Source organism: Streptomyces sp. NBC_00234 (assembly GCF_036195325.1).
Taxonomy (GTDB): Bacteria; Actinomycetota; Actinomycetes; order Streptomycetales; family Streptomycetaceae; genus Streptomyces.
Map to the genome: position 1 here is coordinate 5448672 of NZ_CP108101.1, position 12180 is coordinate 5460851.

Genomic DNA, 12180 nt, shown 5'->3' on the forward strand with positions numbered 1-12180 from the left:
GGCGTTCAACGGCGAGCGCCCGAAGCTGTGTTCAACGGTGAGTACGTCAGGGGTGTGCGCCCGTGGGCGGGCGCACGGCCACGAACCGAGTACGACAGCAACGGGGAGTCGTGATGGACCAGTCAGTACGTGAGAACAACGCGCCGGACGTGATGCCGCACGCCGGGACGGAGGGCGCGCCGGACGCGCTGCCGGACCTGCTCGGGCTCGATCTGGCGGCCCTGCGGACCCTCGACCACCCCGTACTCTCCGCGGTGGTCGCGGACCTGCGGGACCGGGCCGAGCAGCCGCGGGAGACGCTGTGGGGCTTCACGAGCGCATTCTGAACGGGGCGACGGCACCCGCCCCGTGGGGCGACCCGGTCGGTTTCGGCCGGGGAGTCCCCGGGAACAGGACGTGCTCGCGCCGCCGGGTTTGCGCCCGCATCAGGCCAGGGATACTCGATTCGGACCGGCGGCGGGGGCCGTACGAAGGGCCGTACACGGGCCCGGACAGTATGGGGGTGCCGGAGTGTCCCGGAAGGCAACCTCGGGCGCGGCGCCGCGCAGCGGCCCCGTGACCCCCGTCCCTTTCGGACAGTTCATCGTCAAAGTGCACGGACGCTGCAATCTGGCCTGCCGCTACTGCTACCTCTACGAGGGCCCGGACACCACCTGGCGCGAGCGCCCCGCCGCCGCGTCCCCGGCCGTCCTGGACCGGACCGCCGCCCGCATCGGCGAGCACGCCGCGGCCCACGGGCTCGGGGAGCTCGCCCTCGTCCTGCACGGGGGCGAACCCCTGCTCGCCGGCGCGGACCGGCTCGCCGCCTTCGCCACGCAGGTACGCGCACGGGTCCCCGGCGGCTGCGCCGTCCGCACCACCGTGCAGACCAACGCCACCCTGCTCACCGACGCGCGCGTCGCCACCCTCGCGCGGCACGGCATACGCGTCGGCATCAGCCTCGACGGCGGTCTGGCCGCCCACAACACCCAGCGCCTGGACCACGCGGGACGCCCCTCCTGGCCCGCCGCCTCGCGCGGCGCCCGGCTGCTCGCCGAGCGGCACCCGGAGGCGTACGCGGGCATCCTCACCGTGGTCGACCCGCGCACCGACCCGGTGGAGATGTACGAGTCGCTGCTCGCCCTGCGGCCCCCGGCCCTGGACCTGCTGCTGCCGCACGGCAACTGGACCTCACCGCCGCCCGGTCTGCCCGCCGGGGCGGAGCCCCCGGCGGAGCCCGCGGGTTCGGCCGGGCCGACCCCGTACGGCGACTGGCTGTGCGCCGTCTTCGACCGCTGGTGGCCCGCCGGGCGCCGCGAGACCCGGGTCCGGCTCTTCGAGGAGTGCCTCGCCCTGCTGCTGGGCCTGCCCGCCGCCACGGAGTCCCTGGGCCTCGACCCGGTCAACGCCGTCGTGGTGGAGACCGACGGAGCCATCGAGCAGGTCGACTCGCTCAAGTCCGCCTACGACACGGCGGCGGCCACCGGACTCGACGTCTTCCGCCACACCTTCGACGAAGCGCTGCGCCACCCCGGCGTCGCCGCCCGCCAGGCGGGCGCCGAGGCACTCTCGCCGGTCTGCCGCGGCTGCCCGCTGCTCACGGTCTGCGGCGGCGGCCACTACGCCCACCGCTACCGCGCGGGCCACGGCTTCACCCATCCCTCCGTCTACTGCGCCGACCTCGACCGGCTGATCCGCCACGTCGCGGACCGGCTGGCCGACGCGACCGCGGGAGACCCTCCATGAGTCCCGCCCTGCCCGAAGGCGCGCTGCGCGCACTCGGCCGCACGGAGGGCGACGCGGACACCCTCGGCCTGCTCGTGCGCGACCAGGACACCCGCCGGTTCGTCCTCCTGCGCGCCCTGCTCGACGCGGCGGCCCAGGCACCGGACAGGATCTGTCCGCCCGGCCTGCGTCACCGGGTGGCCACCGACTGGGCGCTTCTGGAGGCGGCCGACCGTGCGGACAGGGCCGCCACCCGGTCCGTGCTGCTCTACCCGCTCGTGGGCCCCTGGGTCCTGCGCTGTCTGCACGGCCTCACCGGAGCCGCCCCCGGCCCCGAACTCCGTGCGGATCTCGACCATTTGGGAGCCCTCGCGGTGGCCGCCGCGGCCCGCGCCCGGCTGTCCTTCACCACCCGGCTCACCGCAGGCGGACCGGTGCTCTCGCTCCCGACCGTCGGAGCACTGGACATCGCGCCCGGAGAGGTGGATGTCACTGCCGACAAAGGGGAATTGACCTTACGTCAGGATCGGACGGGGGAGGTCGTCGTGCAGCTCGAATCCGGTACCGCGCGCTCCTGGGACCCCCGCTGGCGGCCGACCCGCACGCTGCCTCCCCTGCTGGCCGGCGACGCCCCCGTCCCCATGGACGACCTCGACCCGTACCGGACGGCGGGCGACAGCCCCGAACCCCACGGGCTGAGCGCCGCCGTCCGGGTCGACGGCCCGGCGCGACAGGGCTGGGCGGAGTCCTGGGCGGGCGTGGCGGACCAACTGCGGACCGGCGGCCACCAGCGGCTGACCGAGGCCGCCGTCCTGCTGCGCTGTCTGGTGCCTCTCGCCCCGCCGCCCGGCTCCGGCCGCGGCGGAGGCGCGGCGCACTGCAGCGGTACCCGGCGCGAGGCGTTCGGCGCGGTGCTCAGCAGCCGGCCCGCCACCCCCGCCCACTTCGCCTCCACCCTCGTGCACGAGCTCCAGCACACCAAGATCGCGGCACTGAGCGCGATGACGCCCCTGCACCACGAGGGGCCCGACGCCCGGTACTTCGCCCCTTGGCGCCCCGACCCGCGCCCCTTCGACGGCCTCCTCCAGGGGGCCGTGTCGCACGCGGCCCTCGCCGACTACTGGCAGCAGTGCGCGCTAGGCGCGGAACATGCCGACCAGCGTGACCTGGCCTGGTCCGAACACGCCCGCCGCCGCGAACAGGTGGGTGCCGCCCTGCCCGTCCTGGCCGGATCCGGGGCGCTGACACCCGAGGGTCGAGTGATCGTCAACGAGTTGATCACGCTCTACCACCGTCTGGCGGAATCTCCGGCCCCAACGGGGCATCAGGCGCGGGCGAGGGCGTATGTCCGAACGGCCCGGGTGATATGGCAGCAGAGGAAAGACTCGAAACGACTGTGAACAGGCGCTGCCGTCGCTGCGGGAACATGCGGACCCGTCCGGTCGTCGGTGTATGTTGATTAGGCTTATAACGATGCAGGGAGACGGTTGAATGCCCGTAGCGCGTAAGCAAGTTGGAGCAACCGGGACGCAATCCGTCACCATTAGTTTCGCCGGGTTCAACCGGGCCTGGGCGGCCTGGATCGGCGACCGTCTCGAACGGCGTGGTGTACGGGTCGTCTATCAGCGGTGGGACCCCCAGGCGGGTGCCACGCTGGAGGACGAACTGCGGAACGTGATGCTCGCCCCCGGCCGCATCCTCGTCGTCCTCAGTGACTGGTACTTCCAGCTCGGTCCCCGCAGCCACGACGAGTGGAACCGCGCGCTCCGCACGGTGGTTGCCCCGGAGGCCGGACGCTTCGCCGCCGTCTCCGTCACCACCTCCGCGCTGCCCGGCGCCACGTCGGTCTTCGGCGCCGCCGATCTGACCAACGTCGGCGAGGACGAGGCGGAGCGGCGCATGCTCGCCCACCTCGGCCTGCCCACGGAGCCCCTGGCCCGCCCGGAGGGTGGACGGCCCGGACCGCGCTTCCCGGCCGACACCCCCGAGGTGTGGAGCAGCAGGGTGCCGCGCCGCAACACCCGCTTCACCGGCCGCGAGGCCCTGCTCAGCGAGGCGTACCACGCGCTTCAGGGGGCGGGCCCGGGTGCCGGGGTCGTCACGCTGCACGGCATGTCCGGCGTGGGCAAGACCCAGCTCGCCGCGGAATACGTCTACCGGTTCGGCTCCGACTACGACGTGGTCTGGTGGGTGCCCGCCGACCGTCGCGCCCTCTACCGCCAGCGCCTCGCCGAACTCGCCCCGGAACTGGGCCTGGTCACCGGCGCCGAGTACGGGGAGCGGCTGCGCGCCGTCCGGGACTCCCTGCGGCGCGGACAGCCGCACTCCCACTGGCTGCTGATCCTGGACGGAGCCGACGAGCCCGACCAGATCTGGGACCTCGTACCGACCGGCCCGGGACATGTGCTGATCACCTCCCGCAACCCGGAATGGCGCGAACACAACAGCCACCTGGTGGAGGTTCCGGTGTACGACCGCGACGAATCGGTCTCCTTCATCCGCCGCCGCGCCCCGCGCCTCACGCACAGCGAGGCCGACCAGCTGGCGAACGCGCTGGAGGACCTCCCGCTGCTCCTCGACCAGACGGCCGGCTGGCTCAACGACTCGGACATGTCCGTCGCGGAGTACATCGAACTCCTCGAAGGCGGCATCGACCAGGACGTCGTCAAGGTGTCGGCCGACTTCCCGCTGGCCTTCCAGACCGCCTGGTCGATACTGCTGAACAAGCTCAGGGAGACCGTCCCGGAGTCCGTGGACCTGCTGCGGCTGTGCAGCTTCTTCGCCCCCGGCTCCATCCCCGTACGGCTCCTGAAGGAGATGCCGCCCGGCGATCTCCCCGAGCAGCTCTCCGGCCTGATGAACGATCCGCTGCTGTGGAACCGCGCGATCGGCCAGTTGCGGCAGTACTCCGTCGTCCGGCTGGAGTCCCACGAGTCCTCCGTGGAGGAGGCCGCCTCCTCCGGCGAGTCGATCTACCTGCACCGGATGGTCCACAAGATCGTCGGTACGGACATGCCGGAACGGGACCGCCGGGAGTTCATCGACGTCGTCCGCAAGGCCCTGGCCGCCGCCGACCCCGGGCGCCCCATCGACGCCGTCTACTGGCCCGCGTACGCCGAGATCGCCCCGCACCTGAAGTGGGCCGAGGTCCTGGAGAGCAAGGACCCCGCCGTACAGAGCCTGGTCCTCAACTGCCTTCGCTACATGTACTTCTCCGGGGAGTACCGGGCGGGCATCAAGCTCGGCGAACGCGCCATGACCGCCTGGCGGGAGCTGCTCGGCGAGACCCACCCCCGGGTGTGGGACCTCAGCTACAACTACGCCAACCTGCTGCGGGCCGTGGGCGACTACGCCGAGACGGAAGCCATGGAGCGCGCCGTCGTCGACCACCTGCGCGCCGAACGCGGTGCGGAGGACCTGGAACACCTGCGGGCCGCCAACGGTCTCGCCGCGGACCTCCGGGGCCTCGGCCGCTACGACGAGGCACTGGAACTCTCCCGGTGGCTCCTCGGCTCCTACCGCGACCTGCTCGGCGATCAGGACGCCCGTACCGTCAACGCCCAGAACAACCTGGCCATTTCACTGCGCCTGCTCGGCCGGTACGAGGAGTCCCTGGAGCTCAACCGGCGCACCCTGGAGGCCCGCCGCCAGCTGCTCAAGGCGCGGCACGGCTGGACCCTCATCTCCGAGATCAACTACGCCACCGACCTGCGGCTCCTCGGCCGCTACGGCGAGGCCGAGTCGCTCCAGGCGCAGAGCGCGCGCGTGCACCGGATCGCCCTGGGCGAGGACAACCCGCAGACCCTGCTCGCCGAGTACAACCTGGCGCTCTGCCGGTACCGCTCCGGCGAACGGGGCAAGGCGGCCACGGCGTTCACCCGGGTCCTGGAACGCTGCGAACGCGTCCTCGGCGAACAGGACCCGCTGACCCTGATGTTCGCGGCCGGACAGAGCTGCTTCGCCCGCGAGCACGCCGACATCGACCAGGCCAGGACCATAAGCGATTACGTCATCAACGGGTATCTGATGATGCTCGGCGAGGGCCACCCGTACGTCGCGGGAACCCGGTCCAACCACGCCCTGATCCTGCGCAACGTCGGTGAGCGGGACCAGGCCCACCAGCTCATCGAGAAGGCGCTCGCCGACATGACGAGGTCCGTGGGGGAGAACCACCCCTGGACCCTGGGCTGCGCGATCAACGCCTCGGCGCTGCGCAACCTGGTGGGCGACCCGGAGTCCGCCGCCGCGCTCACCGAGCTCACCGTCACCCGTGCCACCGAAGTCCTCGGCCGGACCCACCCGTTGACCCTGTCAGCCAGGATCGCGCACGCGGCGGACCTGCGCGGTCTGCGGGACCGGCTGCGGGCGGAGAAGGTCGAGAACGAGGCGCTCGGCGACCTGGTGGCGACCCTCGGCGCGCAGCACGTCCACACCGTGTCGGCCCGCTCGCGCAACCGGCCGTTCTGGGACTTCGAGCCCCAGATGATCTGACCGGACGCACCCCTGACAGGCCGAAGGGCCCGGCCCCGCGATCGATGCGCGGGACCGGGCCCTTCGGTTCGTACAGCGGCTGATCAGGCTTCGAAGACCTCGGCGACCAGCTGCGCCTGCTCGGCCTGGTGGCGCTTGGCCGAGCCGACCGCCGGGGACGAGCCGTGCGGTCGCGAGATGCGACGCAGGCGCTCACCGTGCGGGACGTCGGCGCCGACGGCCAGGTCCAGGTGGTCGATCAGGTTGAGCGCGATGAACGGCCACGCACCCTGGTTGGCCGGCTCCTCCTGGGCCCAGAGGTACTTCTCGGCGTTCGGGTACTTGGCGATCTCTGCCTGGATCTCGGCACCCGGCAGCGGGTACAGACGCTCCAGACGGATGATCGCCGTCTCCGTGTCGCCACGCTTCTCGCGCTCGGCGTCCAGGTCGTAGTAGAGCTTGCCGGCGCAGAAGACGACCTTGCGGACCGCTTCCGCCTTGACCGACTCGTCGCCGATGACCGGACGGAAGCCACCGGTGGTGAACTCCTCCGCCTTCGAGGCCGCCGCCTTGAGGCGCAGCATCGACTTCGGCGTGAAGACGATCAGCGGCTTGTGGTGCGGGTTGTGCACCTGCCACCGCAGAAGGTGGAAGTAGTTCGACGGCAGCGTGGGCATGGCCACCGTCATGTTGTCCTGCGCGCACATCTGGAGGAAGCGCTCGGGGCGTGCGGACGAGTGGTCCGGGCCCTGGCCCTCGTAGCCGTGCGGCAGGAGCAGCGTGACGCCGGAGGTCTGGCCCCACTTCTGCTCGGCGGAGGAGATGAACTCGTCGACGACGGTCTGCGCGCCGTTGACGAAGTCACCGAACTGCGCCTCCCAGATGACCAGCGACTCCGGACGGGCCAGCGAGTAGCCGTACTCGAAGCCCATCGCCGCGTACTCGCTGAGCAGCGAGTCGTAGACGTTGTAACGGGCCTGGTCGTCGGAGAGGTAGAGCAGCGGGGTGTAGTCCTCGCCGGTCTTCTGGTCGACGAGCACCGCGTGGCGCTGGCCGAACGTGCCGCGGCGGGTGTCCTGGCCGGCGAGCCGGACCGGGGTGCCCTCCATCAGCAGCGATCCGATGGCCAGGGTCTCGCCCATGCCCCAGTCGATCGTGCCGTTCTCCACGGACGCGGCACGACGCTGCATCTGCGGCATCAGGCGCGGGTGGACGGTGATCTCGTCGGGGATGTTCACCTGCGACTCGGCGATCGCCTTGACGACCTCCGAGGAGATCGCGGTGTTCACCGCCACCGGGAACTCGGCTTGGACGTCCGGGATGTGCGGCTGGGACGGCGCCGAGGTGGCCTCGCGGACCTCCGCGAAGACCTTCTCCAGCTGGCCCTGGAAGTCCTGGAGGGCCTGCTCGGCCTCTTCCAGCGTGATGTCGCCGCGACCGATGAGGGACTCGGTGTAGAGCTTGCGCACCGAGCGCTTCTTGTCGATCAGGGTGTACATCTGCGGGTTGGTGAACTCCGGGTTGTCGCCCTCGTTGTGACCGCGGCGGCGGTAGCAGATGAGGTCGATCACGACGTCCTTGTTGAACGTCTGCCGGTACTCGAAGGCGAGCCGCGCGACGCGGACCACGGCCTCCGGGTCGTCGCCGTTGACGTGGATGATCGGCGCCTCGATCATGCGCGCCACGTCGGTGGCGTACATCGAGGAGCGCGAGGACTCCGGGGCGGCGGTGAAGCCGACCTGGTTGTTGATCACCACGTGCACGGTGCCGCCGGTGCGGTAGCCGCGCAGCTGCGACATGTTGAGCGTCTCGGCGACGACGCCCTGGCCCGCGAAGGCCGCGTCGCCGTGGAGCGCGACGGGCAGGACCGTGAAGTCCGTGCCGCCCTTGTTGATGATGTCCTGCTTGGCGCGGGCGATGCCCTCGAGGACCGGGTCGACCGCCTCCAGGTGCGAGGGGTTGGCGGCCAGCGAGACCTTGATCTGCTCGCCGTCGAGACCGGTGAAGGTGCCCTCGGCGCCCAGGTGGTACTTGACGTCGCCGGAGCCGTGCATCGACCGCGGGTCGAGGTTGCCCTCGAACTCCCGGAAGATCTGGGCGTACGACTTGCCCACGATGTTCGCGAGGACGTTCAGCCGGCCGCGGTGGGCCATGCCGATGACGACCTCGTCGAGGCGGGCCTCGGCGGCGGAGTCGATGACCGCGTCGAGCAGCGGGATGACGGACTCGCCGCCCTCCAGCGAGAAGCGCTTCTGGCCGACGTACTTCGTCTGCAGGAAGGTCTCGAACGCCTCGGCCGCGTTGAGGCGGCGCAGGATCCGCAGCTGCTCCTCGCGCTCCGGAGCGGGGCGCGGACGCTCCACCCGGTCCTGGAGCCACTTGCGTTCCTTCGGCTCCTGGATGTGCATGAACTCGATGCCGGTGGTGCGGCAGTACGACTCGCGCAGGACACCGAGGATGTCGCGGAGCTTCATCATCGTCTTGCCGGCGAAACCGCCGACCGCGAAGTCCCGCTCCAGGTCCCACAGGGTGAGGCCGTGCTCGGTGATGTCGAGGTCGGGGTGCTTGCGCTGGCGGTACTCCAGCGGGTCGGTGTCGGCCATGACGTGGCCGCGGACCCGGTAGGAGTGGATCAGCTCGAAGACCCGCGCGGCCTTGGTGACGTCGTCGTCGTGCGAGGCGTCGATGTCCCGGAGCCAGCGGACCGGCTCGTAGGGGATGCGCAGCGCCTTGAAGATCTCGTCGTAGAAGTCGTTCTCGCCGAGCAGCAGCTGGCTCAGGACGCGCAGGAACTCGCCGGAGGCGGCGCCCTGGATGACCCGGTGGTCGTACGTCGAGGTCAGCGTCATGACCTTCGAGATGCCCAGCTTGTTCAGGGTGTCCTGCGAGGTGCCCTGGAACTCCGCCGGGTAGTCCATCGCGCCGACGCCCATGATGAGGCCCTGTCCGGGCATCAGGCGGGGCACCGAGTGAACGGTGCCGATGCCGCCGGGGTTGGTCAGCGAGGCGGTGACTCCGGAGAAGTCGTCCATGCCGAGCTTGCCGACGCGGGCACGGCGGACGATGTCCTCGTACGCCTGCCAGAACTCGAAGAAGTTGAGCGTCTCGGCCTTCTTGATGGCCGCGACGACGAGCTGGCGGTCGCCGTTGGGCTTGACCAGGTCGATGGCCAGGCCGAGGTTCACGTGCTCCGGCTTGACCAGGGTCGGCTTGCCGTCCTTGACCGCGAAGGAGTAGTTCATCGACGGCATGGCCTTGAGGGCCTGCACCATCGCGTAGCCGATGAGGTGGGTGAAGGAGATCTTCCCGCCCCGGGCGCGCTTCAGGTGGTTGTTGATGACGATGCGGTTGTCGAAGAGCAGCTTCACCGGGACGGCGCGGACGGACGTGGCCGTCGGCAGCTCCAGCGAGGCGTTCATGTTCTTCGCGACGGCGGCCGACGGGCCGCGCAGCGTCACGTACTCGGGGCCCGCCGTGGCCTCGGCCGCAGGGGCGGCCTTCGCCGGGGCGGGAGCCGCTGCCGCCTTCGCCGGTGCTGCCGGGGCGGCAGCGGGCGCGGGCTGGGCGGGCGCCGGAGCGGCGGCTGCGGGCGCGGCGGGTGCCGGGGCCGGAGCGGGAGCCTTCACGGGCGCGGCCGGGGCAGCGGTGGTGATCTGGGTCGGTGCGGGTCCGGCCTGGGCCGGCGTCACCGCAGCCCCCGCGGCTGCGGTGCCGGGCTTTTCCGCCGTGCCGGATGCGCCCGGCTTGTAGTCGGCGAAGAAGTCCCACCAGGCGCGATCGACCGAATTGGGGTCCTGGAGGTACTGCTGGTAGATCTCGTCGACGAGCCACTCATTGGGGCCGAATGCGGCGGCAGGGTTCTTCCCCTGCTCCGATTGGTCGGTCGAGATGCTCGAGTTACTGGGGGACTGAGACGACACGGCGGCAACCGCCCTCTTCCGCTTCACAAGGTGATGGACAGCGGAAATCAAGGCTACGCCTCCCCAGCCGTTACGTGCAGGCCGGGCCGGTCTTCGTCGCGCAAGTCACATCGGAAGCCGGGTTTCGGTGCAGGAAATGGCGGGAAACAAGCGGGGTTCCGCCGCACTTCGGGTACGCGACAGAGCGGTTGCAGCCACTCGACCGCATCCACTCGGGGAAGTACACGCAGAACGTGCCCTTCCGGTTCGAACTCTATGTCAACCTCGCGGCTGACGGACTCCCGGAAGAGTGACCTGTATCCGGCAGCCGCGTGAGGATTCGGCCACTCCGATGCGGCCACCGTGCAGCTCCACCGCCCAGCGCGCGATCGCCAGGCCCAGCCCCGTACCGCCGTCGCTGCCCGGACCGTGCGGGGACGGGGCCTGGCCGCGGTTGAACCGCTCGAAGACCCGGTGGCGCTCGGCCTCCGGGATACCGGGGCCCTCGTCGACGACCTCCAGCTCCAGCGACTCGGGGTGCTGCCCGCGCCGCGCCAGCACGGTGACCCGGCCGTGCGGCGGGCTGTGCTTGACCGCGTTGTCGATGAGGTTGGCGACCACCTGGTGCAGGCGTTCCGCGTCGGCGTGCGCCGTCAGCTCGGGCGGCGACACGTCGAGATGCAGATGGACGTCGAGGCGGGAGTGGTTGCCGGAACCGGAGGAGAGGCTGCGCTGCGACGCCGCGAGGTTTGCCTCCTTCAGCACCCCCGAGAGGTACGGCCACACCTCGAAGCGGCGGGCCTTCAGGGCCACCACCCCGTTGTCGAGCCGGGAGAGGTCCAGCAGGGTCTCCACGAGCCTGCCCAGCCGCTCCGTCTGCTTCAGCGCCGTACGCATCGTCTCGGGATCGGCCGCGGACACCCCGTCGACGACGTTCTCCAGCACGGCTCTCAGTGCCGCGATGGGGGTGCGCAGTTCATGGGAGACGTTGGCGACCAGTTCCTTGCGGTGCCGGTCCTCGGCCTCCAGATCGTCCGCCATGCGGTTGATCGTCTGCGCCAGGTCGCCCAGCTCGTCCCGGCGCCCGGCCCCGCTCACCCGCGTCGTGTAGTCGCCGTGCGAGATGGACCGGGCCACGGCTCTCATCTCGTCCAGCGGCGCGGTCAGGCCGTGCGCCACGAACTGGGTGATCAGCAGGGTCGCGATCACGGAGAACACCGTGATGAACCGGAACTCGGTCCGTGTCCGCAGGGCCACGATCAGCAGCCCTGTGGTGATGAACACCGAGATCACGACCAGCGTGCCCAGCTTGGCCTTGATCGAGAACGGCCTCAGTCTGCAGCCGGGCCCGTTCATGGCGCGGGGGTCTCCAGGGCGTAGCCGACGCCGTGGACGGTACGGATCCGCTCGGCGCCGATCTTCCGGCGCAGGGCCTTGATGTGGCTGTCGACGGTACGGGTGCCGGAGGCGTCCGCCCAGTCCCAGACCTCGGCCAACAGCTGCTCACGGGAGAGCACCGCACGCGGCGTGTTGGCCAGGCAGACCAGCAGGTCGAACTCGGTCGGCGTGAGGTGGACGTCGTCCGCCCGCACCCGGACCCGGCGCTGCGCGTGGTCGATCTCCAGCTCCCCGAGGCGCAGGATGCCGCTCCGCGGGGTCACCGCGGCGAGCGCCGCACGCTCGACCCGGCGCAGCAGGACGTGCACCCGGGCCGCCAGCTCGCGCATGGAGAAGGGCTTGGTCATGTAGTCGTCGGCGCCGACGCCGAGCCCGACCAGCATGTCGGTCTCGTCGTCGCGCGCCGTCAGCATCAGGACCGGCACCGGGCGCTGGGCCTGCACGCGGCGGCAGACCTCCAGACCGTCGAAGCCGGGGAGCATGATGTCGAGCACCATCAGATCGGGCTGCCATGCCTCGGCCGCGTCCACGGCCGCGGGGCCGTCGAGCGCGGTCTGCACGAGGAAGCCCTCGGCGCGGAGTCTCGCGGCAATGGCGTCCACGATCGTGGAGTCGTCCTCGACCACCAGGACCCGGCGCTGCGCGCCCGGGGTGGCCGCGACGCCGTTGTGGGTGGTGTGTGTCTGTTCCATCGCCCCGCCCCTGCCCG

7 protein-coding genes are annotated in these 12180 nt (G+C 71.0%); 4 read left to right on the top strand and 3 right to left on the bottom strand.

Going from position 1 to position 12180, the window contains the following annotated elements; all coding sequences use genetic code 11:
• Positions 1 to 113: 113 nt before the first annotated feature.
• From fxsA to fxsT, 4 genes are all read left to right on the top strand, one after another.
• A complete protein-coding gene (fxsA, locus tag OG230_RS24200; protein WP_443051359.1) occupies positions 114 to 326 on the top strand; it encodes an FxSxx-COOH cyclophane-containing RiPP peptide in 213 nt (70 codons plus the stop codon).
• 229 nt (positions 327 to 555) lie between these two features.
• A complete protein-coding gene (locus OG230_RS24205) occupies positions 556 to 1725 on the top strand; it encodes an FxsB family cyclophane-forming radical SAM/SPASM peptide maturase (protein ID WP_328905819.1) in 1170 nt (389 codons plus the stop codon).
• The gene (locus OG230_RS24210; RefSeq protein ID WP_328905820.1) at positions 1722 to 3104 is read left to right on the top strand and encodes an aKG-HExxH-type peptide beta-hydroxylase; all 1383 of its coding nucleotides are present in this window, start codon (positions 1722 to 1724) and stop codon (positions 3102 to 3104) included. The genes OG230_RS24205 and OG230_RS24210 overlap by 4 nt, the downstream gene beginning before the upstream one ends.
• Before the next feature lie 91 nt (positions 3105 to 3195).
• Positions 3196 to 6195 carry an FxSxx-COOH system tetratricopeptide repeat protein gene (gene fxsT, locus OG230_RS24215; protein ID WP_328905821.1) on the top strand — a complete coding sequence of 1000 codons (3000 nt, stop codon included), beginning with the start codon at positions 3196 to 3198 and terminating at the stop codon, positions 6193 to 6195.
• Positions 6196 to 6278: 83 nt separating this feature from the next.
• On the opposite strand, the gene OG230_RS24220 is transcribed toward fxsT, so the two are convergent.
• From OG230_RS24220 to OG230_RS24230, 3 genes are all read right to left on the bottom strand, one after another.
• Positions 6279 to 10094, bottom strand: coding sequence for a multifunctional oxoglutarate decarboxylase/oxoglutarate dehydrogenase thiamine pyrophosphate-binding subunit/dihydrolipoyllysine-residue succinyltransferase subunit (locus OG230_RS24220; protein WP_328905822.1), 3816 nt, complete (start codon positions 10092 to 10094; stop codon positions 6279 to 6281).
• Between the two features lie 258 nt (positions 10095 to 10352).
• A complete protein-coding gene (locus OG230_RS24225; protein WP_328905823.1) occupies positions 10353 to 11429 on the bottom strand; it encodes a HAMP domain-containing sensor histidine kinase in 1077 nt (358 codons plus the stop codon).
• A complete protein-coding gene (locus tag OG230_RS24230) occupies positions 11426 to 12163 on the bottom strand; it encodes a response regulator transcription factor (RefSeq protein ID WP_328905824.1) in 738 nt (245 codons plus the stop codon). Before OG230_RS24230 ends, OG230_RS24225 begins: the two co-directional genes overlap by 4 nt.
• Between the last annotated feature and the right edge of the window lie 17 nt (positions 12164 to 12180).